Consider the following 24,785-nt stretch of genomic DNA (forward strand, 5'->3'; position numbering starts at 1 on the left):
GGCTGCCAGGATGAGCATCGACGCTCCGTCCAGCCAGATCGTCCATGCCGGCCGACTCGTCGCCCGGCGCCTGCGGGCCAGCGGTGTCGACACCGTCTTCACCTTGTCGGGCGGCCACCTGTTCTCCATCTACGACGGCTGCCGCGACGAGGGCATTCGGCTCATCGACACCCGCCACGAGCAGACGGCGGCGTTCGCCGCCGAGGGCTGGTCGAAGGTGACCAGGGTGCCGGGCGTGGCCGCGCTGACCGCGGGACCCGGGGTCACCAACGGAATGAGCGCGATGGCGGCTGCGCAGCAAAACCAGTCACCGCTGGTGGTGCTCGGAGGGCGGGCGCCCGCGCAACGCTGGGGCATGGGTTCGCTGCAGGAGATCGACCACGTGCCGTTCGTGGCTCCACTGGCTCGGTTCGCGGCCACCGCCGCATCCGCCGAGGACGCCGGCCGGCTTGTCGACGAGGCATTGCGAGCCGCGGTCGGCGCGCCCTCGGGCGTGGGATTCGTCGACTTTCCGATGGATCACGTGTTCGCCGTCTCCGAGGACGACGGGCGTCCCGGCGCGCTCGGCGCGCTGCGCCCGGCGCCGGCTCCCGATGGCGAAGCTCTGGATCGCGCCACCAGCCTGCTGGCGGGTGCGCAGCGTCCGGTGATCATGGCGGGCACCAACGTCTGGTGGGGACATGCCGAGGCGGCGCTGCTGCGGCTCGCCGAGGGGCGACGGATCCCGGTGCTGATGAACGGCATGGCCCGCGGTGTCGTGCCTGCCGATCACCCGTTGGCGTTCTCCCGGGCGCGGGCAAAGGCGCTGGGCGAGGCGGATGTGGCGCTTGTCGTCGGGGTGCCGATGGATTTTCGGCTCGGCTTCGGCAAGGTGTTCGGGCCGCAAACCCAGCTCGTCGTGGCGGATCGGGTCGAACCCGCCCGGGAACATCCACGGCCGATCGCCGCGGGTCTCTACGGCGACCTGACGGCCATTCTTTCGGCGCTGACCGGGCCGAGCGGCGCCGATCATCGGGACTGGGTCGACGCGTTGCGCGCGACCGAGACCGCCGCCCGCGCCCAGGAAACAGCCGATCTGGGTGACGACCGAATCCCGTTGCACCCGATGCGGGTGTACGCCGAACTGGCGCCGATGCTGGACCGCGACGCGATCGTGGTCATCGACGCCGGCGATTTCGGTTCCTACGCGGGCCGGGTGATCGACAGCTACCAGCCGGGGTGCTGGCTGGACAGTGGCCCGTTCGGCTGTCTTGGCTCCGGTCCCGGCTACGCGCTGGCGGCGAAACTGGCCCACCCGGACCGGCAGGTCGTCCTGCTGCAAGGCGACGGCGCGTTCGGCTTCAGCGGCATGGAATGGGACACCCTGGTGCGCCACCAAGTGCCGGTCGTCTCGGTGATCGGTAATAACGGAATCTGGGCGCTGGAAAAGCATCCGATGGAGGCGATCTACGGCTATTCGGTGGTGGCGGAGCTGCGTCCGGGCACTCGCTACGACGAGGTCGTCCGCGCGCTTGGTGGCCACGGCGAGCTGGTGTCGGCGCCCGTCGAGCTGCGGCCCGCGCTGGAGCGCGCGTTCGCCAGCGGCCTGCCCGCGGTCGTCAACGTGCTCACCGATCCGAGCATCGCCTATCCCCGCCGATCGAACCTGGCCTAAAGGGTCCGCGCTGCTCACCGCGTACCGTTGACCTGTGTCAAAGACCACCCGCAGCCAACCGGGCCGCCTGAGCAGCAGATTTTGGCGACTGCTCGGCGCAAGTACGGAAAAGAACCGCACCCGCTCCCTCTCGCAAGTCGACGACTCGTCCGAATTCGACCAGAAGGCCGCCGCCCTGAAGGACGAGCAACTGCGCAAGGCGGCCGGGTTGCTCAACCTCGACGCCCTCGCGGAATCCGAGGACATCTCACAATTCCTGGCGATCGCCCGGGAAGCCGCCGAGCGGTCAACGGGGTTGCGGCCGTTCGACGTTCAGTTGTTAGGCGCGCTGCGCATGCTCGACGGCGACGTGATCGAGATGGCGACCGGTGAGGGCAAGACACTGGCGGGTGCGATCGCGGCCGCCGGATACGCCATCGCCGGCCGGCACGTGCACGTGGTCACGATCAACGACTACCTGGCCCGCCGCGACGCGGAATGGATGGGTCCGCTGCTGGAGGCCATGGGGTTGACGGTCGGCTGGATCACGGGGGAGTCGACCAGCGAGGAGCGGCGCGCCGCCTACGACTGCGACGTCACCTACGCCTCGGTCAACGAAATCGGCTTCGACGTCTTGCGGGATCAGCTCGTGACCGACGTCCACGACCTGGTATCGCCGAATCCCGATGTGGCACTTATCGATGAGGCCGACTCCGTGCTGGTCGACGAGGCGCTGGTGCCGCTGGTGCTGGCCGGCACCACGCACCGGGAGACACCGCGGCTGGAGATCATCAAACTCGTCGGCGAGCTCGCCGCGGACACCGACTACGACACCGACTCCGACAGCCGCAACGTGCACCTGACCGATGCCGGTGCCCGCAAGGTCGAGAAAGCACTCGGCGGCATCGACCTCTATTCCGAGGAGCACGTCGCCACCACGCTCACCGAGGTGAACGTCGCGCTGCACGCGCACGTGCTGTTGCACCGCGACGTCCATTACATCGTCCGCGACGACGCCGTGCACCTGATCAACTCGTCGCGTGGCCGCATCGCGCAACTGCAGCGCTGGCCGGACGGCCTGCAGGCCGCCGTCGAGGCGAAGGAAGGCATCGAGACCACCGAAACGGGGGAGGTGCTCGACACCATCACGGTGCAAGCGCTGATCAACCGGTACACGACCGTGTGCGGAATGACCGGCACCGCGCTGGCCGCCGGTGAGCAGCTGCGCCAGTTCTACAAGCTTGGCGTGTCACCGATTCCGCCGAACGAGCCCAACATTCGCGAGGACGAGTCCGACCGCGTGTACGTCACCGCCGCGGCCAAGAACGACGCGATCGTCGAGCACATCGCCAACGTGCACGCGACCGGACAACCGGTGTTGGTCGGCACCCGCGACGTGGCCGAATCCGAGGAGCTGCACGAGCGGCTGGTGCGCCGCGGCGTGGCGGCGGTCGTGCTCAACGCCAAGAATGACGCCGAGGAAGCCCAGGTGATCGCCGAGGCCGGCAAGTACGGCGTGGTCACGGTGTCCACCCAAATGGCCGGGCGCGGCACCGATATCCGCCTGGGCGGGTCCGACGAGGCCGACCACGACAGGGTCGCGGAATTGGGCGGGCTGCACGTGGTGGGTACCGGCCGCCATCACACCGAGCGTCTGGACAATCAGTTGCGCGGACGGGCCGGACGTCAGGGCGACCCGGGCTCGTCGGTGTTCTTCTCGAGCTGGGAGGACGACGTCGTCGCGGCCAACCTCGACCGCAACAAGTTGCCGGAGCAGACCGACGAGAACGGCAAGATCCTCAGCCCGAAGACCAACGGGTTGCTCGATCACGCGCAGCGCGTCGCCGAAGGCCGGCTGCTGGATGTGCATGCGAACACCTGGCGCTACAACCAGCTGATCGCCCAGCAGCGCGCCATCATCGTCGACCGCCGAAACACGTTGCTGCGCACCGCGACTGCACGCGAAGAGCTCGCCGAGCTGGCGCCCAAGCGCTACGAGGAGCTGGCCGAGACGGAGGGAATCTCCGAAGAACGGCTCGAGACGATCTGCCGGCAGATCATGCTGTTTCACCTCGACCGTGGCTGGGCCGATCACCTGGCCTATTTGGCCGACATCCGCGAGAGCATCCACCTGCGCGCGCTGGGCCGGCAGAACCCGCTGGACGAATTCCACCGGATGGCCGTGGACGCGTTCGCGTCGCTGGCCGCGGACGCGATCGAGGCGGCTCAGCAGACGTTCGAAACGGCGAACGTCCTCGAAGTGGGGGCACCTCCCGCTTGCGGGGGCGAGCCGGGCCTGGACCTGTCCAAGCTGGCACGACCGACGTCGACGTGGACATACATGGTCAACGACAACCCGCTGTCCGACGACACGTTGTCCACGTTGAGCCTGCCGGGAGTATTCCGCTAGCAGCGAATCGCGCGGCTCGTCCCGCAGTGCGGACCGGATCGTCGCCGGGCTAATGTCACGGCTCATGGAGCCGGATCCGCCAGACCGGGTGTTGACAGTGCCCAACTTGTTGAGCGCTATCCGCCTGCTGCTCATCCCGGTATTCATCTACGTTCTGATGTTCGCGCACGCCAACGGCTGGGCCGTGGCGATCCTGATGTTCAGCGGTGCCTCCGACTGGGCCGACGGCAAGATTGCCCGCACGCTGAACCAGTCGTCGCGGTTGGGTGTGCTGCTGGATCCTGCGGTCGATCGCCTCTACATGGTGACCGTGCCCCTGGTGCTGGCGTTGAGCGGAATTGTGCCGTGGTGGTTCGTGATCACGCTGATCGCCCGCGACGTGGCGCTGGCCGCCACGCTGCCGCTGCTACGGAGCCGCGGGTTGTCGGCATTGCCGGTGACCTACATCGGTAAGGCCGCGACGTTCGCCTTGATGTCCGGCTTTCCCCTCGTTTTGCTGGGAACATGGGACGCGTTGTGGAGCCGGGTGATCGGGGCCTGCGGTTGGGGCTTTTTGATCTGGGGTATGTACGCCTACCTGTGGTCATTCGCCCTGTATGCGGTGCAGATGGTCCTGGTGATGCGCCGGATGCCTAAGGTCACGCAGCATGCGGCGCCCAGGGCGGGTGAGCATGGCTGAAGGGGATCGCCTGCTCGGCGGCTACGACCCCAACGCTGGCCGTAGCGCGCACGCCGCCGCGCGGCCGACGCTGATCCCGGTGCCGTCGCTGCTGCGCGCGCTGCTGTCCGAGCATCTGGATCCCGGTTACGCGGCGGCGGCCGAACGCCGCGCCACCGAGGCCACCCCGCCGAATGGGCGCACGCGCGTATTCGGCTGGCTCTGGCAAGCCCTGGCGGCGATGCTGGTCGCTACGGTCTTCGCCGCCGCGGTCGCGCAAGCCCGTTCGGTGGAACCCGGTGTGCACACGGCGCAACAGCTGCTGGCGCGAAGTGTGCGGTCGACGGAAGACGCCGCCACGAAATTGGCTCAGCGGCGCAGCACGCTGTCGCGCCAAGTCGATGACGTTCAGCGGCTCGCGCTGGCGGACGACGCGGAGGGCCAGCGGCTGCTGACCCGCCTGGACGGGCTCAGCCTGGCCGCGGCCAGCACCGCGATCATCGGCCCCGGCCTGACGGTGAATGTGACAGATCCCGGTGCGAGCCCGAATCTTTCCGACGTGTCCAAGCAACGGGTGAACGGGAGCCGGCAAATCATCCTCGACCGCGATCTGCAGCTCGTGGTCAACTCGTTGTGGGCCAGCGGTGCCGAGGCGATTTCGGTCGGCGGAGTGCGGATCGGCCCCAATGTGACCATCCGTCAGGCCGGAGGAGCGATCCTGGTCGACAACAATCCCACCAGTAGCCCGTATACGATTCTCGCGATCGGGCCGCCGCACGCGATGCGGGACGTCTTCGAGAACAGCCCCGGTTTGCAGCGTCTTAGGCTGCTTGAGGTCTCCTACGGTGTCGGCATCACGGTGAACGTCTCCGACGGTCTCTCGCTGCCGGCCGGATCGGTCCGGGAAGTCAAGTTCGCCAAACAGATTGGGCCCTAGTGAGAAAAGTCCTCGCACGACAGCTCCCCATGGGTGAGATGCGGACGGGAATCCGCGCATGATCGGTATCGCGGCGCTGGTGGTCGGCATCGTGCTGGGCTTGGTTTTCCATCCCGCCGTGCCCGAGGTCGTTCAGCCGTATCTGCCCATCGCGGTGGTCGCCGCGCTCGACGCTGTCTTCGGCGGTCTGCGCGCCTACCTCGAGCGAATCTTCGACCCCAAGGTCTTCGTGATTTCGTTCGTCTTCAACGTCTTTGTGGCGGCGCTGATCGTCTACGTCGGCGACCAGTTGGGTGTCGGCACGCAATTGTCCACGGCCATCATCGTCGTGTTGGGTATCCGGATCTTCGGCAACGCCGCCGCGCTGCGGCGCCGGCTCTTCGGGGCGTGACGGGCGCCGGTGACGATGCAGAGAGGAAAAGCGATGTGGGGGCACCTCCCGCTTGCGGGGAGAGAAGCGGCGCTGTGACCGAGATGAGGTCAACGTGAGCCAGGATCAGCCCGGCGCCGTGGGCGACGAAAGTCGTGACGCGCCAACCCGGCCCGACGACGCCGACACTGACGCCGCCGATGCCGAGCAGCGTGGCCGTCACGAATTGCCGGCACACAGTCCGCGCCCCGAGATCGGCCCCGTAGGCCGGACCGGGTTGTCCGGGATGCTGCGCAGCGGTCGGTCCCGGCTTGTGTTCGGAACCTTGGCGGTCCTGCTCTGTCTGCTCCTGGGCGTCGCCATCGTCACCCAGGTGCGCCAGACGCGGTCCGGTGATTCCCTGGACACGGCGCGTCCCGCAGACCTGCTGGTGCTGCTGGATTCGCTGCGGCAACGCGAGGGCACGCTGAACGGCGAAGTCAACGAGCTGCAGAACACCCTGAATTCGCTGCAGGCGTCCGGCAATACCGACCAGGCCGCGATCGAAAGCGCGCAGGCCCGGCTGGCCGCGTTGTCCATCCTGGTCGGCGCGGTGGGCGCTACCGGGCCCGGCGTCACCGTCACCATCGACGACGCGGGCCCGGGGGTGTCACCCGAGGTGATGCTCGACGTGATCAACGAGCTGCGGGCCGCCGGAGCCGAGGCGATCGAGGTCAACGGCGGGCACCAGTCCGTACGGGTGGGCGTCGACACCTGGGTGGTCGGTACCCCCGGTTCGCTGACCATCGACAGCAAGGCGCTAACGCCGCCGTATTCGATTGTGGCGATTGGCGATCCGCCCACGATGGCCGCCGCGATGAACATTCCCGGCGGTGCGGAAGACAGCATCAAGCGGGTCGGCGGAAAGATGTCCGTGCAGCAGAGCGACCGCCTCGACGTGACCACCTTGCGACAACCAAAACCGCACCAATACGCTCAGCCCGTCAAGTGAGCACGTCCCTATTGGAAGACCAGAACAGGATTACCGTGAGCGATATCCCGTCCGACCTGCACTACACCGCCGAACATGAATGGGTTCGCCAAAGCGGTGACGACACTGTGCGGGTCGGGATCACCGACTTCGCGCAATCGGCACTGGGCGACGTCGTTTTCGTCCAGCTGCCCGACGTAGGCGCCGAGGTGCGCGCGGGCGAATCCTTCGGTGAAGTGGAATCGACGAAATCCGTGTCGGACCTGTACGCGCCGCTGTCCGGCACCGTGACTGCCGTCAACGGCGATCTGGAAGGCAGCCCGCAACTGGTCAACTCCGATCCGTACGGTGCCGGTTGGCTGGTGGATATCCAGGTCTCGGACGGCTCGGAGTTGGAGTCCGCGATTTCCGGGCTGCTTGATGCCGAGGCCTACCGCGGCACACTGACCGAGTGACGGTTGCTAATGTCCCTGCCAGCCGTGCGCGCGGCCGCAAAGTGGGCCATCACGGGCCCGCGGTTAGGGGCGCGCCGGGGGAGGGGGTCGGCCGAATGATCGGCTTTCGATCCTGCCGGTGGTTAGCGCATTCGGAACCACCGCGCGGTACGGTCGACACAACAGTGTTAGAAGGCATGCAATCGGCAGTACAGGGTTGCGGAAACCTAGTGGGAAGCCGGCCGAACGGCCCGGTCAGACAACGCCACAGCGGCCAGTGAGGAGCAGCGGGTGACGGACATGGACTCAGGACGACAGGAAGACCAGACTTCTGACGAAGTCACCGCGGAGACGACGTCGGTCTTTCGCGCCGACTTCCTCAACGAACTGGACGCGCCCCCGCAATCGGGCGGCGAGAGCACGGTGTCCGGAGTTGAAGGACTTCCGGCGGGCTCGGCGTTGCTGGTCGTCAAACGCGGGCCCAACGCCGGATCGCGCTTCCTGCTCGACCAGGCCACCACCTCCGCCGGCCGGCATCCCGACAGCGACATCTTCCTCGATGACGTCACGGTGAGCCGCCGCCACGCCGAATTCAGGTTGGAAAACAACGAATTCCACGTGGTTGATGTGGGTAGCCTCAACGGGACCTACGTCAATCGCGAGCCGGTGGATTCGGCGGTGTTGGCGAACGGTGACGAAGTGCAGATCGGCAAGTTCCGCTTGGTGTTCCTGACCGGACCCAAAGGTGACGACGACGGAGGATCTGGAGGCTAGTGAGCGCACCCGATAGCTCGGCCCTGGCCGGGATGTCGATTGGGGCGGTCTTAGACCTGTTGAGGCCGGATTTCCCCGATGTCACGATTTCCAAGATTCGCTTCTTGGAAGCTGAAGGACTGGTGACGCCGCGGCGTGCCGCGTCGGGATACCGCAGATTCACCGCCTACGACTGCGCGCGACTGCGCTTCATTCTCACCGCGCAGCGCGATCACTACCTACCGCTGAAGGTCATCCGGGCCCAGCTGGATGCCCAACCCGACGGCGAACTCCCGCCGTTCGGATCGCCTTACGGCGTACCGCGATTGGTCTCGGTGACCGACGGCGACGTCGCCCCCGACACCGGATCCGACGCGGCCGCGGTGGCACCCACCCGCGTCCGGTTGAGTCGAGAAGACCTGCTGGAACGGTCGGGAGTGGACGAGGACCTGCTGACCGCGCTGCTCAAAGCCGGGGTGATCACCACCGGCCCGGGCGGATTCTTCGACGAGCACACCGTCGTGATCCTGCAGTGTGCGCGAGCGCTGTCCGACTACGGCGTCGAGCCACGGCATCTGCGTGCCTTCCGCTCGGCTGCCGACCGGCAATCCGATCTGATCGCCCAAATCGCCGGGCCATTAGTCAAGGCCGACAAGGCCGGTGCGCGCGACCGCGCCGATGAACTGGCGCGCGAGGTTGCCGCACTCGCAATTACTTTGCACACGTCGCTGATCAAGTCCGCCGTTCGCGACGTTCTGCGACGCTGAGGACTAGACTTCCCTCAACAGCTTGGCGTTGGACGGCACGGAGAGGAACGGTGCTCCACCGGGTCGTCGCGCCGAGTGAAAGTCGGACACGGCGGCATGTGCGGAGGGCAGACACAAATGGGTGAAGTACGTGTTGTCGGCATTCGCGTCGAGCAGCCGCAGAACCAGCCGGTGCTGTTGTTGCGTGAAGCCAACGGTGACCGCTACCTGCCGATTTGGATTGGACAGTCCGAAGCAGCCGCCATCGCGCTCGAACAACAAGGCGTCGAGCCACCCCGCCCGCTGACTCATGATCTGATTCGGGATCTCATTGCAGCGCTTGGGCATTCACTCAAAGAGGTCCGGATCGTCGATCTGCAGGAAGGCACTTTCTACGCCGACCTCGTCTTCGACCGCAACATCACCGTGTCGGCACGCCCTTCGGACTCGGTGGCGATCGCGTTGCGCGTCGGGGTCCCGATCTACGTCGAGGAAGCCGTTCTCGCCCAGGCGGGTCTGTTGATCCCCGACGAGAGCGACGAGGAGTCCAACACCGCCGTTCGGGAGGACGAGGTGGAGAAATTTAAGGAGTTTCTCGACAGCGTGTCACCCGACGACTTCAAGGCCACCTGAGCCGGGCGCTTGCGCGTCACGAGACTGGCGGGTCAGCGTGGTTGCGGACGCGGACGTTAGGGTGGACACCGACATCACGGATCCGTCTCATCTGACACTGTGATGTCGACACGCCTGATGGATAGCACGCCCCTCGCCGTTATGGCGGCCATACTTTGAGGACAAGTTAAGGCACGGCAGCGATCGAACAGCGTAAGCTCTCTAACACTCGGTCCTGAGCCAAAAGTGGCTGTGCAGGCAGCCAGTGGACGCAGCTAGTGACAAGAGCGCGATCGGCGAGAGGAACCACTGTGAGCGACCGGCCACGTCAAGAACAGCTGGACCTGGCTGACCAGGCGGACGCGGCGACCAACGGTGAACCGAGCGTCACCGTCGCCAGCGGACCGGTGCAACCCGGGCTGTTTCCCGACGATTCGGTGCCTGACGAGCTGGTCGGCTACCGCGGGCCGAGTGCCTGCCAGATCGCCGGAATCACTTACCGGCAGCTGGACTACTGGGCGCGCACGTCGTTGGTAGTCCCGTCGATTCGCAGTGCGGCCGGATCCGGCAGCCAGCGGTTGTACTCCTTCAAGGACATCCTCGTTCTCAAAATCGTCAAGCGGCTGCTGGACACCGGTATCTCGCTGCACAACATCCGCGTCGCGGTCGACCATCTGCGCCAGCGCGGCGTCGAGGATCTGGCCAACATCACCTTGTTCTCGGACGGCACCACCGTCTACGAGTGCACGTCGGCCGAAGAGGTCGTTGACCTGCTGCAGGGCGGCCAGGGCGTGTTCGGCATCGCCGTGTCGGGCGCCATGCGGGAGCTGACCGGCGTTATCGCGGACTTCCCAGGTGAGCGCGCCGATGGCGGCGAGTCGATCGCGGCGCCGGAGGACGAACTGGCCTCCCGGCGCAAGCATCGCGACCGCAAGATCGGCTAGACGTGCCGGTTTCGTCAATTCGTTCACCGCGGTTCTACTCACGGGTAAACTAACCGTTGCATCACGCCCGCGCGGGAGAGTTCTGTGGCCGCCAGCCATGGACGCCGAAGGAGCAGCACCTCTCCGTCAACCTCTCAGGCAACCGGACCGCGCGAAGGTGAAGATGCCTCTGGAAAGCGGTGCCGCGTCAAGTGGCACCCGCCGATGGGGAAAGGCGCTTGGGGGGACTATGCGCCGAATCTCTCAGGCGCCCATCACTGGGTAGGGACAGAGGGAGAGGGCCGAGAGTCCCTCTGTCGATGTCAGGAGTGCCCATGCTGGACCAATCAACCTTCGCCGCCAGGCATATCGGCCCGGACAACCAATCCGTCGCAGCCATGCTCGAAGTGATCGGTGTCGCCTCGCTCGACCAGCTGGCATCCAAAGCCGTCCCGGCGGACATCCTCGACGAACTCACCGACAGCGGTTTCGCACCGGGCCTGAGCGCACTGCCGGCGGCCGCCACCGAGGCCGAGGCGCTCTCCGAACTACGCACGCTGGCCAACAGCAACACGGTGGCGGTGTCGATGATCGGACAGGGCTACTACGACACCCTCACTCCACCGGTGTTGGTGCGCAACATCATGGAAAACCCCGCCTGGTACACCGCCTACACGCCGTATCAGCCCGAGATCAGCCAGGGCCGGCTGGAAGCGCTGCTGAACTTCCAGACGATGGTCACCGATCTGACCGGGCTCGAGATCGCCAACGCGTCGATGCTCGACGAAGGCACCGCGGCGGCCGAGGCGATGACGCTCATGCACCGGGCGGCACGGGGTAAGGGCAACCGGCTGGCGGTCGACACCGACGTGTTCGCGCAGACCGCTGCCGTACTCGCCACTCGCGCACAACCGTTGGGCATCGAGATCGTCACCGCCGATCTGCGTGACGGCCTGCCGGACGGCGACTTCTTCGGGGTTATCGCGCAACTGCCCGGAGCCAGCGGCCGGATCACGGATTGGTCCGCGCTGATCGCCGAGGTCCACCAGCGGGGCGCACTCGTCGCGATCGGTGCCGACCTGCTGGCGTGCACGTTGGTCACTCCGCCCGGCGATATCGATGCCGACGTCGCGTTCGGCAGCACCCAAAGATTCGGTGTGCCAATGGGCTTCGGCGGTCCACATGCGGGGTACCTGGCGGTACACGCCGCGCACGCCCGTCAGCTGCCGGGCCGGCTGGTCGGCGTCTCGGTCGACACCGACGGCTCACCCGCCTACCGGCTGGCGTTGCAGACCCGCGAGCAGCACATCCGCCGCGACAAGGCGACCAGCAACATCTGTACCGCGCAGGTACTGCTGGCGGTGATGGCAGCGATGTACGCGAGCTACCACGGTCCCGACGGACTGACCGCCATCGCCCGTCGGGTACATGGCCGCGCCCAGTCCATCGCCGCCGCGCTGGGCGAGGCGCTGGTGCACGATACGTACTTCGACACGGTGCTCGCGCGAGTGCCGGGGCGTGCGGACGAAGTGCTGGCCAAGGCCAAGGCCAGGGGGCTGAACCTCTGGCGCGTCGACGCCGACCATGTGTCGGTGGCCTGCGACGAGGTCACCACCGACTTCCATGTCGCCATGGTGCTGGACGCCTTCGGGGTGTCTGCAGCCGAGCCTTCCAGCACCGATATCGCCACGCGCACATCGGAATTCCTCACCCACCCCGCCTTCACGCAGTATCACACCGAGACGGCGATGATGCGCTACCTGCGTGCCCTGGCGGACAAGGATATTGCCTTGGACCGCAGCATGATTCCGCTCGGCTCATGCACGATGAAGCTCAACGCCGCCGCCGAGATGGAGTCGATCACCTGGCCGGAGTTCTCCCGGCTGCACCCGTTCGCTCCGGCGACTGACACCCCGGGGCTGCGCCGCCTGATCAGCGATCTGGAGACCTGGCTGGTGCACATCACCGGCTATGACGCGGTGTCGCTACAACCGAACGCCGGATCGCAAGGCGAGTACGCCGGCCTGCTGGCGATCCATGACTATCACGCCAGCCGCGGCGAGCCGCACCGCGACGTCTGCCTGATTCCGTCCAGCGCGCACGGCACCAACGCGGCATCGGCCGCCCTGGCCGGAATGCGGGTGGTCGTGGTCGGCTGTCACGACAACGGTGATGTCAATCTCGACGATCTGCGTGCCAAGATCGGTCAGCATGCCGATCGGCTGTCGACGCTGATGATCACCTACCCGTCCACGCACGGGGTGTATGAACACGACATCGCCGAGATCTGCGCGGCCGTGCACGACGCCGGCGGTCAGGTCTACGTCGACGGCGCCAATCTCAACGCCCTGGTGGGTCTGGCCCGGCCGGGCGAGTTCGGCGGCGACGTGAGCCATCTGAACCTGCACAAGACGTTCTGCATCCCGCACGGTGGCGGTGGCCCCGGAGTGGGGCCGGTCGCGGCGCGCTCGCATCTGGCGCCGTTCCTGCCGGGTCATCCGTATGCTCCCGAGCTGCCCGAGGGGCGCCCGGTGTCGTCGGCGCCCTACGGATCGGCCTCGATCCTGCCGATCAGCTGGGCCTACATCAGGATGATGGGCGCCGACGGGCTGCGGGCGGCGTCGCTGACCGCGATCGCTTCGGCCAACTACATCGCCCGCCGCCTCGACGAGTACTTTCCCGTGTTGTACACCGGCGAGAACGGCATGGTTGCGCACGAATGCATCCTGGACCTGCGCGGTATCACCAAATCGACCGGCGTGACCGTCGACGACGTTGCAAAACGGTTGGCGGACTACGGGTTCCACGCGCCGACCATGAGCTTCCCGGTTGCCGGCACGCTGATGGTAGAGCCCACCGAGAGCGAGAATCTCAACGAGATCGACGCTTTCTGCGACGCCATGATCGCCATCCGCGGGGAGATCGATCGCGTGGGCGCAGGGGAGTGGTCCGCCGACGACAATCCGCTGCGCGGGGCACCGCATACGGCCGAGTGCCTGTTGGTTGACGACTGGGATCACCCGTACACGCGGGAGCAGGCCGCCTATCCGCTCGGCAAGGCCTTCCGGCCCAAGGTGTGGCCGCCCGTGCGTCGTATCGACGGCGCCTACGGGGACCGCAATCTCATGTGCTCGTGCCCACCCGTGGAGTCTTACGCATAGGGGTGTCAAATGTGCGGCTCCATGTCAGTGGAGCGCTGTAGTATCGAACCTATGTTCGAGCGATTGGTTGAAATCGATCCGGCGGCCGATGAATCGGCGTTGATCGAGCACATCGCTGAGCTGGAGCGGATCAAGTCCGCGGCGGCGGCCGGCCAGGCTCGAGCGGCGGCCGCCTTGGACGCGGCGCGTCGAGCCGACGAAGCAGCTGCCGGCGTCCCCGCAGCTCAGCGCGGGCGCGGTGTGGCCAGCGAGGTGGCACTGGCACGACGGGACTCGCCCGCCCGGGGCGGGCGGCATCTTGGCTTCGCTAAAGCCCTTGTGCACGAGATGCCGCATACTCTCGCGGCGCTGGAATGCGGTGCACTGTCGGAGTGGCGGGCCACCTTGATCGTGCGCGAGAGTGCGTGCTTGGACGTCGAGGACCGTCGCACGTTGGATGCCGAGTTGTGCGCGAACCCGGCCAGCCTCAACGGAATGGGCGATGCGCGAGTGGCCGGCGCCGCCAAGGCGGTCGCCTACCGCCTGGACCCCCAAGCCGTTGTCGAACGAGCGGCCAAGGCCGAGAACGGACGCACGGTGACTATCCGGCCTGCGCCCGACACCATGACCTATTTGACCGCGTTGTTGCCCGTAGCCCAGGGAGTTTCGGTGTACGCGGCACTGCGGCGCGAGGCCGACGTTCGTTGCGACGGACGGTCACGCGGACAGACGATGGCGGACACCCTCGTCGAGCGGGTGACCGGGCGCGACGCGGCGGTCCCCACTCCGATAGCGGTCAACCTGGTTCTTTCGGATGAAACACTTCTGGGCGGTGACAGCGCACCGGCCGATATCCGCGGCTACGGCCCCATTCCGGCGTCGGTGGCCCGTGCCATGGTGTCTCGTGCCGTCACCGACCGGCGGTCGCGGGCGACGCTGCGAAGGCTCTACGCCCATCCCCATTCCGGGGCGATGGTGGCGATGGAGTCGCGTGTGCGCCTGTTCCCGCGCGGTTTGGCCACCTTCATCGAGTTGCGGGATCAACGTTGTCGCACACCCTATTGTGATGCGCCGATCCGACACCGCGACCATGCGCAACCGTGGACCGCAGGCGGACCTACCACCGCGGCCAACGGTCTCGGCTTGTGCGAGCAGTGCAACTACACCAAGGAGGCCGTTGGGTGGCGCGTCATCACCAGCATCGGCGAAACCCACACCCACGCAGCCGAATTTGCCACACCAACGGGCCACACCTACCGGTCGGGGGCCCCGCCGCGGGCACCCGCCGTCACAGTCAGCGCAATCGAAGTGCGAGTCGGTATCGCTCTCGCTAAGCATGCCGCCTAGGGTTTCGATGCGGGACCTGGTGTGATAATCCGATAGCCGCACGGTCACCACACGGCCGCTACCCATTGGCGTCTCCAGTCCGGGTGGGGCCGACATAGAGCGAGTTCAGCTGCAGCCCACCGTCAATGCCGATCTCTTGCGCCGTGATGTAGCCGGAGGCATCGCGCGCGAGGAAGGCAACCAGATCGGCGACTTCTCCCGGACGGCCGAAGCGTCCGCTGGGCACCGCGGCCCTGATGCGCTCTTGATCGGCGTCGGGCAGTGCCAATACCGGTGGGCTGGCGATCATGCCGGGCAGGACGCAGTTGGCGGTGATACCCAGCGAGCAGTTCTCGATCGCGATCGTTCGTATCATCCCGTACAGGCCGGCTTTCGACGCTGCGTAGGCAACCTTGCCCGGCGACCCGAGTTGAGCCGCCATGCTGGAGATCGCGATAATGCGGCCGAAGCGTCGTTCTCGCATTCCCGCCAGGCAAGCCTGGATGACGCGAAACGATCCGGTGAGATTCACGTCGATATCGCGTGACCACTTCTTCGCCGACATCGAATGCGCTGGTGCGAAGGTGCCGACGACACCCGCCACGGACACGCAGATGTCGACGTCTCGTGTCGCTTCTGCCGGAATCGAATCGGCGGTCAAGTCCACGACCACGTCGGCCGGACCGGTCACATCCATCGTGCGCACCGCGACCCCGGCCGCGCGCAACTGCTCGCAAACAGCCGTCCCGATACCTCCATTGGCGCCGGTCACCAGCGCCGTCCGCTTCGTCACGTCATCTCCTCATCCGATAGTCAAGTGCCTCCGGCTATGTAGCGCACCCCCCACGGCCCCGCGGTTACCCGCCGGAAAGCTGCCGCAGGGCGCGTTCGGACGACGATCCCGGTTGCGCCCAAAAGGGAACGAGCACATGACCACTACCCTCGAGGGTCATATGTTGGAAATGCAGCGTCAACGGTCCGACCCGGGGATGCATCAGTTTCTTCGTGCCACTGTTGTCGTGCGTGACGTCGTGACGGGACCACAGCATCCGAAAGCGCTCGCTTCGTTTGAGGAGTTCCTCGATCACCGCGGTCAAACCCGGATCCGGATTGCGCACCGCATACACCCGAAGCCAGCACACGGCCCGCATCGTCAGTTTGTCCCAGTTCCTATAGAACTTTGGCATCTCTGGGTTCAGAAATAGCGATAGCAGCGTGTTGTCTCCAGGTTCGATGTGCGGAAAAACAGCGCGCGCAATGGGATTGGCCACCACCAAGTTCAGTGAGCAGTCATGAACGTGCACCGGCGTCAGCGGCCAACTATTGACCAGCGAATAAATTTCCGGCTCAAGCTCTTTCGAGGATCGTTGCCCAGATCGCGGCCGCCGCACCAGGTCCCGCAAGTAGGCAACGTCGTCGTCGTCGAGCTTCAAAGCCCGCGCGATACCGTCCAAGACCTGGTCAGAGGGACTTCGTTCGCGACCCTGCTCGATACGCAGGTAGTAGTCGACGCTGACGCCGGCCAGTGCCGCAACCTCCTCGCGCCGCAGTCCGGCGACCCGTCGGCGACCGCCACCGGGCAGTCCCACGTCGCTGGGTTGCAGTTCTTCGCGACGGGCACGCAGAAATCGCGCCAACGCTGAGGAGTTCGACACGCGCCCGCCTCTGGATCGAGAACCTGGCCGAATGCCCGCTGGCTCTTGAGGTGCAAACCGGCCGTCCGACCCGCCGCCACCGCCGATGAGCTCGAATCGGCGTTCGGTGGCTGTGGACTCGCTCATCGGGCCGAGGCCGTTGCCGCTTGGCCCTTCGGCGCGGCGATCAGCCCCACTCGATGATCGATCAGCAGCACCGCCGTGGAGTCGCGAGTGAATCTGGTTCGGCGCATGTCGTCTCCCTGTGTTCCGATGCTCACACCCCGAGCATTGCAATTGACATAACGCCGAGATTATTAGTAACTATTCCTGACTATCGCCATGAGTTACGGTGCGGCCGCACCTCGCTATGGAGGTGTGTCCGCGGCATCGCTTGCCGTCGCGGCGCGCTGGTGATCGACGACGGTCCGGAAGTCGGTCAGAAAACGGCGGAAGTTCGCGGCACCAAGATTGCGGGCGTGCCTGTCCATGATGTCGGCCATGATCGAGTCGGCAGCCTCCATCTGCCGGCGCCCACGAGCAGTGGGTACGACGAGCTTGGCTCGGCGGTCGGCGGGGTCCGGCGTGCGTTCCACGTAGCCCAGGGCCTCGAGGTCGTCGATGAACACGCCGATCACCTGCTTCACGTGGCCGGATTGCCGCGCCAGGTCAGTCGCCCGGACACCTTCGGGACGCAGGTGCGCCAGCACCGCCCCATGGCGGGGGGCGATGTCGTCGAATCCTTCGTCGCGCAGCCGGCGGAAGAGTTCGCCTTGCACCGCGACGAGTAGGCGACCGGCCAGCACCCCCAGATCGTTGCCTCGACCACCGCTCATTGCCGTCCTCCGCACTCAGACCAACGGGCCCGCGAGCCGCGTCGCATCAGCCAGCTTGATGCATCGCGCTGTGGAGTGGCTGGCAGACGCGCTGCTTCAGCTCAAAAATGTGCTGACCGCGTTGGCAAGGTCGGGGGAGGCCGATGTCGCCAGGTTCTGGTAGCTGCCGCCGCTGAGCTGGGCGACCGCTTCCCACGTGGCCCGGTCCGGATCAGCAGCAAAGTCGATGACGTTGACCGCGATCGGTTTGGCCGGGTCGGCGCTCGTGCGGATGAAATTCTGCAAACCCGGCCCATCGAGGGATTGGTCCGTATGCGGCCCCGCCGTGATCAGCAGGATCGAGTTCGCTTGCCCAGCGCGGTAATTGGTCTGCATATCTTGGTAGAGCATGCGGAGCGTGGTGAACGACACCGCGCCGCCGCCGGACGAATATTGCTTGTCCAGCGCGGCTGCCAGGGCGGCGGGGCGGGGCTGCCCGTTGACCGGGTCGGCCAGTGGGCCGGTCGCGACCTCCGAACGGCCCTCGTGGCCGTCGAAAGTCCACAACCCCAAGATCGCGGTCGGCGGCAATGCCTTGATCCGGTCTTGCAGCGCCGCAATCACGTTGGCCAACCGGGTTTTTCCACCCTCATCGCCGGGCATCGACTGGTCCAGCATGATCGTCGCGGCCAGTCCGCTGGACGGCGCGGCCATGGCATCCGCCAGGGTGGCACGCGTGGCGTCGTCACCCACCGACAGCGTGGCGGGCAGCGTCGCGAAGCCCGTCACCGGGCTGCTCGGCGGGTTCACGCCGTTGACCCGAAAACCGGCTTTGGCCAGTTTCGACTGTTGTTCGGGCTTGCGCATGAAGTGGACGAACTCGCTTGCCGCTGAGGCCTGTTCCTTTGACAGCCATGAGCCGCTGAGCAGCACCGTGGGGTAGTCGGCGACCGGCGCCGGGCCCTGCGGTAGCCAGGAGGCCAACGTGTTCTTGGCGTCCGACAGCGACTGTCCGCGCGTGAAGACCTGCTGCTCGGTGGTGACCACCGCGTGCACCGGGGCGGTTGCCGCATCCCCGGGCTTCAGCAGCGCGTTCATTGCCTCGGTCAGCGAATTGTCGGCCAGTTTGGGTTGGGCGGTCGTCAATGAGCGCAGCCCGGCGGTGCCTTGGGTGGCCGGTGCACCGGGAGGTGCCGATGCGGCCGCGACCGCCTCACCCGCCAGATAGGAGGCGTCGCTGTTGCCGCTCGTCGGCAACGCCAGTCGCAGCGATCCCCACGCCGGTAACTTCAATGCCGCCAAGGCATTCGGATTGGTCTGCAGGCCTGGCAGTGCGCCCCAGTTCTGGTTGGACAGGGCCTGCTGCAATTCGGGCCGAACGGCGAGCAACACCGGAGACGTCACCAGCGAGCGACTGTCACTGATCGTTTTCTGGCCCGCCGCCGCGGTCAGCCGCGCGGCAGACACCGAGCTGCCGGGGATCCACAACGCCGGCTGGGATCCCAGCTCCGCCGGCCACTTGCCGATGAAGCCGGCGATGACGGCGTCGGAGCCGGCCGGTTTGACATCCACCACCATGCAGTGGTCGCCGACCGGGCCGGCCGAGGAGTTGTAGCTTTCCGCGAACTGCTGAACCGAGTCGGCGATCGATGGATCGACAACCACGGCGACGGTTTCCTTGCCTCCGACACAGCGTGCGGCGGCGGTGTGCGAACGATGTGACAACGCGTCACCGAAGAAACTCCACAGGATGACGGTGCCGACCACCACGATGACCGCGACCAGGGCCACGATCACGCCGATGCTGACTCCCCGTCGTCCGCCGGCGCTGCGGTGACCGCCCCGCCAATCGCCGAGTACTCGGTGGCCGGATTCGAGGAAGCCCGGCTTTGGATCCGGCCCGGAGCTTTCCGGCCGAGCCGGAAATTCGGGGTATTCCTCGTCTTCCAGGAAGCGCGCGTCCGCGGCGTAGCGACCTTCACCCGCGGCGGGGAAGTCCTCTTCGGCGTAGCCGTCGTCCGCCTGGTTCGCATCCTCGTCGGCGAAGTTCGGGTCGACACCATGCTCATCGCCGCTCTCCGCGTCGGTGTCGTCGTCTTCGGCCGGGTCGTGGCCGTAGACGACATCGTCGTCGGCGTCGCGCGGATCCCGCCTGTCCCGTTGCTCCTGATAGCGAGAAACGAGGTCGCGGGCGGTGAACTTGGTCGTCGCGGACTCGTCTGAAGGCTCGTCGGCCGACTTCCCGGGCATGCTGTGCCTACCCATATCGGCGCGCGCCGCCTTTCCGTCGATGCGTCATCTGTCCGGTGGTGAAATCGGCGCCGAGTCTAGTCATGAGAAGCATTGCCGCAGGTTGCGCCCGAATTAGGCACCGGCGCGAGCCTTGAGTTCGCGCCGTCGCCGATGCAGGATCGGCTCCGTGTAGCCGCTGGGCTGCTGCGCGCCGGACAGGATCAGCTCCTGGGCGGCCAAGAACGCGATGCTGTCGTCGAAGTTGGGCGCCATCGCGTGGTACGACGCGTCGCCGGCGTTCTGCTGATCGACCATCGGGGCCATCCGCTCCAGGCTGGCGCGGACATCCTCGCTGGTGATGATGCCGTGTCGCAGCCAGTTCGCCAGCAATTGACTAGAGATCCGCAGCGTCGCCCGGTCCTCCATCAGGGCGACATTGTGGATGTCGGGCACCTTCGAGCAGCCGACGCCGGCGTCGATCCACCGCACCACGTAACCCAGGATGGACTGGCAGTTGTTGTCAACCTCCTCGCGGATCTCCTCGGGGGCCCAGGCCAGTTCCTTGGCCAGCGGGATGGTGAGCAACTCGTCGACGGTCGTGCGCTTCTTGCCCGCGAGCTCCTTCTGCACGGCGAAGACATCCACCTCGTGGTAGTGCATCGCGTGCAGGGTGGCCGCCGTCGGGGACGGGACCCATGCGGTGGTGGCGCCGGCCTTCGGCTGGCCGATCTTCTGCTCGACCATGTCGGCCATCAGCTCGGTCATCGCCCACATGCCCTTGCCGATCTGGGCCTTGCCGGAGAAACCGGCGGCAAGGCCGATGTCGACATTGGCGTCCTCGTAGGCCTTGATCCACGTGGTGCTCTTCATCGCACCCTTGCGGATCATCGGACCCGCCTCCATCGAGGTGTGGATTTCGTCGCCGGTGCGGTCCAGGAAGCCGGTGTTGATGAACACGACGCGATCCGCGGCGGCCTTGATACAGGCCTTCAGGTTGAGCGTGGTGCGGCGCTCCTCATCCATGATGCCGACCTTCATGGTGCCCTGCGGCAACCCCAGCACGTCCTCGACTCGGCTGAACAACTCGCAGGTGAACGCGACCTCGGCGGGGCCGTGCATCTTCGGCTTCACGATGTAGATGGAACCGGTGCGGCTGTTGGTCAGTGGGCCGTTGGCATCACCGGCCTTCAGCCCATGGATGGCGGTCAGCCCGGTGAACAGGGCGTCCTGGATACCTTCGAACACCTCGTTGCCCTCGGCGTCGATGATCGCGTCGTTGGTCATCAGGTGCCCGACATTGCGGACGAAGAGCAGGCTTCGCCCGGGCACGGTCAGCTCGCCACCGTCGGGTGTGTGGTAGGTGCGGTCCTCGTTGAGCGCGCGGGTGAAGGTCTTGCCGTCTTTACTGACCTCTTCCACCAGGTCGCCCCTGTTGAGGCCCAGCCAGTTGCGGTAGCCCAGCACCTTGTCGTCCGCGTCGACGGCGGCCACCGAGTCCTCGAAGTCCATAATCGTGGTAATCGCGGACTCCAGGATCACGTCCTTGATCCCGGCCGCGTCGGTCTTGCCGATCGGCGACTCCGGGTCGATCAGGATCTCGAGGTGCAGCCCGTGGTTGATCAGCAACACCGACCAGTTCGGGGACCCGAGCTCGCCGCTGTACCCCGCGAACTTCTCCGGGCTGGCCAACTCGGTGGACTCCGCACCGACCGCGATCTGCAGCTTCCCGTCCTCGATGCTCAAGCCCGTCACGTCCGCCCATGAGCCCGACGCCAGCGGCGCCGCCTGGTCGAGAAACTTGCGCGCGTAGGCGATCACCTTGTCGCCGCGAATCGTGTTGTAGCTGCTGCCCTTATCCGCGCCATCGGACTCCGGAATGACGTCCGTGCCGTACAGCGCGTCGTACAGGGAGCCCCAGCGTGCATTGGCCGCGTTCAGCGCGAACCGCGCATTGAGCACCGGCACCACCAGCTGCGGGCCGGCGGTCGTCGTGATCTCGTCGTCCACGCCCGACGTGCTGATCGTGAAGTCGTCGGGTTCGGGAAGCAGATATCCGATGTCGGTGAGGAACTGACGGTAGGCCTCGGCGTCGAGCGGCTCGATGACGCGGTGGCGGTGCCACTTGTCGATTTGGGCCTGCAGCTCGTCGCGCGTGTTCAGCAAACTCTGGTTCTGCGGAGTGAGATCGGCGACGACTTTGTCGACGCCCGCCCAGAAGCTGTCCGGGTCGATATCGGTGCCGGGCAGTGCCTCGTTGTTCACGAAGTCGTAGAGCTCTCGGGCAACGCGCAAGTTCCCCGCCGACACGCGGTCAGTCATTTTTCTCCTCCATAATCGCTTCATTGGTCCCACTCGACCCCCGACTGGCCCCAACTAGCTACGCCATCAGCGTACCGGCCTACCGCGCGAACGATCGTATTCGTCCAGCCCGCAATAGCAGGTCACGACGCGCTTCACGGGCTTGGGTGTGGGCGTCCCGGCGGGCCCCGGGCCGCGTTTTCGGGCAACGCGTGGGCTGCGGCCGCACCCTGGCCCCGGCTCCGGCTTGCACCGGCGCCGTTCAATCATACGGGCTGGACGGGGCCCTGTTCGGCGGGCGCCCGGCGGCTGGTTTCACTGTGCATCGCGCATGCTGCCGACCAGATCCTCCATCAGGTCCTCCATCGCCACCATCGCGACGACGCCGCGGCCGTCGGTCACGAGTGCCAGGTGGCTGTTGGTGCGCCGCATCCGCGACAGGGCATCGGCCAGCGGCAACGTGATGGTCACCCGCGGCAGCGGGCGCACCAACGCGAGGTCGATCACCGTCTGCGGATCGTCGCCGAGCGTCAGCATGTCCTTGATGTGCAGGTACCCGATGAACCTCCCGTCGACGGCCGCGACCGGGAAGCGGGAGTAGCCGGTCTCGGCCAAGGCGCTTTCGACGGCCCCGATCGTCGGCCCGGAACCCTGTGCCGCCACCGGCACCGCCCTGACGTCGGCGAGCGAGACGGCCACGTCGCCGACCACCCGGTTGCCGATCTGCAGCGCTCGGGTCAGCCGAGTGTGTTCCTCAGGGTCCAGCAGGCCTTCGGACACCGATTCGGCGATCATCGCGCTCAGCTCGACCGGTGAGACCGTGATGTCGAGCTCGTCTTTGGGTTCCACGCGCAGTATCCGCAGGATCGCGTTGGCGCACTTGTTGTAGAAGACGATGAACGGTCGGGCCACGCGCACGTAGGCCAGGTAGGGGGGCACCAGCAGCATCGCGGTGCGCTCCGGGCCGGCCAGCGCGATGTTCTTCGGCACCATCTCGCCGAGCAGCACGTGCAGCGTCACCACCACTGCCAGCGCGATCACGAAGGACAGCGTGTGCAGCAGCGCCGGGGGCATGCTGGTCAGGCCGAATGCCGAGTGCAACAGGTCGGCGACCGCCGACTCGCCGACCCGCCCGAGCAGCAGCGAGGCCACGGTGACGCCCAACTGCGAGCCGGCCAGCATGGAGGCGAGCTGTTCGCCGGCCCGGATCACGGTGACCGCTCTCTTCTTGCCCTGCTCGGCCAGCGCCTCGAGGCGGTCGCGACGGGCCGAGATCAGCGAGAACTCCGCACCGACGAAAAAGGCGTTCGTGGCGATCAGCAGAATCGCCAGCAGCACTCCGAGCGTGTCGTTCATCGCTGACCCTGCTCCACGGGTGCTTCGCTGCGACTGCGCAGTTCGGTCAGTTCCAGCAAATCGATCCGCCGGCCGTCCATCCGAACCACCGTGGCCTGCCAGCGCACGTCCTCGTCCAACAACCCATCCCCGTCGAGCGCGGTCAGCTCGACCGTTTCACCGACCGCCGGGATGTGGCCGAGCTCGCGCAACACCAGGCCGCCGATCGTCTCGTAGGGTCCCTCGGGAGCTCGATACCCGGTGGCGGCGGCCACCTCGTCGATGCGCAGCAAGCCGGAAACCTGCCAGCCGCTGCCCGCCGCCACCACATCCGGGGTGGCGTCGTCGTGTTCGTCGCGGACGTCGCCCACGATCTCTTCGATCAGGTCCTCGACGGTCACGATCCCCGCGGTGCCGCCGTATTCGTCGACGACCATCGCGGTCTGCAGCGGGTTGGCGCGGATCTCGGCCATCACCGCGTCACCGTCCAGGGTCGACGGCACGACGGGCACGGACTGCACCAGCGTGGTCAGCAGCGTGCTCGCGCGCTCTGCCCGCGGAACCTTGAACACCTGCCTGACGTGCACGATGCCGACGGTTTCGTCGAGATCACCATCGACGATGGGGAACCGGGAGAAGCCGGATTCGGCGGCCGTGGCGACCAGGTCCCGGACGGTGTCGTCGGTTTGCAGCGCCACGATCTTCGACCGTGGCGTCATCAGCTCCTCGGCGGTCCGGGCGCCGAACTGCAACGATCGCCGGACCAGCGCGGCCGTCGCGGGATCTAACGCGCCGGCGCGCGCGGAGCTGCGCACCAGCGACAGCAACTCCTGCGGTGAGCGCGCCGACCGCAGTTCTTCGGCCGGCTCGATGCCCATCTTCCGGACGATCCAGTTCGCCGCCCCGTTCGTCAGCCGGATGACCGGGGTGAGCAGCAGCGAGAACATCAGCTGAAAGCCGACGACGGCGCGCCCGGTCGACAGCGGCCGCGCCACGGCCAGATATTTCGGGACCAACTCGCCGAACACCATCGACACCGACGTCACGAGCACCATCACCATGAACGCGGTCACCCCGTCGGCCCACGGGTCCGGCACGCCGAGCGCGTCCAACCACGGGTGCGGCAGGTCGGCCACCATTGGTTCGGTCAGGTAACCGGTGATCAGCGTGGTGATCGAAATGCCCAGCTGCGCACCCGACAGCTGGAACGACAGCCGGTCTTGGGCGCGCTGGATGTAGCGGTCGCGCCGGCCGCCTTTGCGGGCGTTGGCCTCGACGGTGCTGCGGTCCAGCGCGGTCAGCGAGAACTCGGCCGCGACGAATATCGCATTGCCGAAGATGAGCACCGCGATGGCAAGGACGCTGACGACGGTGGTGGTGACGTTCATGGCGGGGGCGTTATCGCGATGGCCCAGGAGACGATGGTCGAGCCGGGGTAGCTATGGGTAGCCGCTTCGCCCGGAAACCGGCGGGCTCGACGGGTGCCTGCGGCACGTCATCCCTTTCGCTTGATGCCGCGCAGCACGATGCCGCGGGCGAGAAGACTAGAAATCCATATG

Annotated in this window: 21 protein-coding genes and 1 riboswitch; of the genes, 13 read left to right on the forward strand and 8 right to left on the reverse strand. The window is 66.5% G+C overall.

Features of this window, described 5'->3' with window-relative positions:
• Positions 1-10: 10 nt before the first annotated feature.
• The 13 genes from OK015_RS15275 to OK015_RS15335 all read left to right on the forward strand — a co-directional run bounded on the left by OK015_RS15275 (position 11) and on the right by OK015_RS15335 (position 14,933).
• Entirely contained in the window at positions 11-1,654 is a 1,644-nt protein-coding gene (locus tag OK015_RS15275) for an acetolactate synthase (RefSeq protein ID WP_268124058.1), read from the forward strand.
• A 34-nt stretch (positions 1,655-1,688) separates the two neighbouring features.
• Complete coding sequence (gene secA2 / locus OK015_RS15280; protein ID WP_268124060.1) at positions 1,689-4,043, forward strand: accessory Sec system translocase SecA2; 2,355 nt, start codon at positions 1,689-1,691, stop codon at positions 4,041-4,043.
• Positions 4,044-4,107: 64 nt separating this feature from the next.
• Positions 4,108-4,722 carry a CDP-alcohol phosphatidyltransferase family protein gene (locus tag OK015_RS15285; protein ID WP_268124062.1) on the forward strand — a complete coding sequence of 205 codons (615 nt, stop codon included), beginning with the start codon at positions 4,108-4,110 and terminating at the stop codon, positions 4,720-4,722.
• Positions 4,715-5,638: a DUF881 domain-containing protein gene (locus tag OK015_RS15290; protein ID WP_268124064.1), complete on the forward strand. Its 924-nt coding sequence runs from the start codon at positions 4,715-4,717 to the stop codon at positions 5,636-5,638. The genes OK015_RS15285 and OK015_RS15290 overlap by 8 nt, the downstream gene beginning before the upstream one ends.
• A gap of 58 nt (positions 5,639-5,696) precedes the next feature.
• A complete protein-coding gene (locus tag OK015_RS15295) occupies positions 5,697-6,029 on the forward strand; it encodes a small basic family protein (RefSeq protein WP_036469126.1) in 333 nt (110 codons plus the stop codon).
• Between the two features lie 94 nt (positions 6,030-6,123).
• Entirely contained in the window at positions 6,124-6,999 is an 876-nt protein-coding gene (locus tag OK015_RS15300) for a DUF881 domain-containing protein (RefSeq protein ID WP_268124071.1), read from the forward strand.
• 35 nt (positions 7,000-7,034) lie between these two features.
• The gene (gene gcvH / locus OK015_RS15305; RefSeq protein WP_268124073.1) at positions 7,035-7,433 is read left to right on the forward strand and encodes a glycine cleavage system protein GcvH; all 399 of its coding nucleotides are present in this window, start codon (positions 7,035-7,037) and stop codon (positions 7,431-7,433) included.
• A gap of 279 nt (positions 7,434-7,712) precedes the next feature.
• A complete protein-coding gene (gene garA / locus OK015_RS15310; RefSeq protein WP_442791304.1) occupies positions 7,713-8,186 on the forward strand; it encodes a glycogen accumulation regulator GarA in 474 nt (157 codons plus the stop codon).
• Entirely contained in the window at positions 8,186-8,932 is a 747-nt protein-coding gene (gene ftsR, locus OK015_RS15315) for a transcriptional regulator FtsR (protein ID WP_268124077.1), read from the forward strand. The genes garA and ftsR overlap by 1 nt, the downstream gene beginning before the upstream one ends.
• Positions 8,933-9,049: 117 nt before the next feature.
• Positions 9,050-9,544: a bifunctional nuclease family protein gene (locus tag OK015_RS15320; protein ID WP_036469133.1), complete on the forward strand. Its 495-nt coding sequence runs from the start codon at positions 9,050-9,052 to the stop codon at positions 9,542-9,544.
• A 290-nt stretch (positions 9,545-9,834) separates the two neighbouring features.
• A complete protein-coding gene (locus OK015_RS15325) occupies positions 9,835-10,467 on the forward strand; it encodes a MerR family transcriptional regulator (protein ID WP_268124084.1) in 633 nt (210 codons plus the stop codon).
• A gap of 62 nt (positions 10,468-10,529) precedes the next feature.
• Positions 10,530-10,627, forward strand: a riboswitch (glycine riboswitch).
• 154 nt (positions 10,628-10,781) lie between these two features.
• Positions 10,782-13,607: an aminomethyl-transferring glycine dehydrogenase gene (gene gcvP, locus OK015_RS15330; RefSeq protein WP_268124086.1), complete on the forward strand. Its 2,826-nt coding sequence runs from the start codon at positions 10,782-10,784 to the stop codon at positions 13,605-13,607.
• Positions 13,608-13,658: 51 nt separating this feature from the next.
• A complete protein-coding gene (locus tag OK015_RS15335; RefSeq protein WP_268124088.1) occupies positions 13,659-14,933 on the forward strand; it encodes an HNH endonuclease in 1,275 nt (424 codons plus the stop codon).
• A gap of 58 nt (positions 14,934-14,991) precedes the next feature.
• Here the strand turns inward: OK015_RS15335 and OK015_RS15340 are convergent, their stop codons facing one another.
• The 8 genes from OK015_RS15340 to OK015_RS15375 form a co-directional block, all read right to left on the reverse strand.
• On the reverse strand, positions 14,992-15,705 hold the full coding sequence (locus tag OK015_RS15340; protein ID WP_268124090.1) for an SDR family oxidoreductase: 714 nt from the start codon (positions 15,703-15,705) through the stop codon (positions 14,992-14,994).
• A 64-nt stretch (positions 15,706-15,769) separates the two neighbouring features.
• A complete protein-coding gene (locus OK015_RS15345; protein ID WP_268124092.1) occupies positions 15,770-16,567 on the reverse strand; it encodes a helix-turn-helix transcriptional regulator in 798 nt (265 codons plus the stop codon).
• A gap of 122 nt (positions 16,568-16,689) precedes the next feature.
• Positions 16,690-16,827 (reverse strand): hypothetical protein, encoded by a 138-nt coding sequence (locus OK015_RS15350; protein WP_268124094.1) that lies wholly within the window; start codon positions 16,825-16,827, stop codon positions 16,690-16,692.
• 87 nt (positions 16,828-16,914) lie between these two features.
• A complete protein-coding gene (locus OK015_RS15355; RefSeq protein WP_268124096.1) occupies positions 16,915-17,382 on the reverse strand; it encodes a MarR family winged helix-turn-helix transcriptional regulator in 468 nt (155 codons plus the stop codon).
• A gap of 96 nt (positions 17,383-17,478) precedes the next feature.
• Complete coding sequence (locus OK015_RS15360) at positions 17,479-19,626, reverse strand: substrate-binding domain-containing protein (RefSeq protein WP_268124097.1); 2,148 nt, start codon at positions 19,624-19,626, stop codon at positions 17,479-17,481.
• 99 nt (positions 19,627-19,725) lie between these two features.
• Positions 19,726-21,912: a malate synthase G gene (locus tag OK015_RS15365; protein WP_268124099.1), complete on the reverse strand. Its 2,187-nt coding sequence runs from the start codon at positions 21,910-21,912 to the stop codon at positions 19,726-19,728.
• 294 nt (positions 21,913-22,206) lie between these two features.
• A complete protein-coding gene (locus tag OK015_RS15370; protein WP_268124102.1) occupies positions 22,207-23,247 on the reverse strand; it encodes a hemolysin family protein in 1,041 nt (346 codons plus the stop codon).
• Entirely contained in the window at positions 23,244-24,614 is a 1,371-nt protein-coding gene (locus OK015_RS15375) for a hemolysin family protein (protein WP_268124104.1), read from the reverse strand. The genes OK015_RS15370 and OK015_RS15375 overlap by 4 nt, the downstream gene beginning before the upstream one ends.
• Positions 24,615-24,785 lie beyond the last annotated feature (171 nt).

It is taken from the genome of Mycobacterium sp. Aquia_216 (genome assembly GCF_026723865.1).
GTDB lineage: Bacteria > Actinomycetota > Actinomycetes > Mycobacteriales > Mycobacteriaceae > Mycobacterium.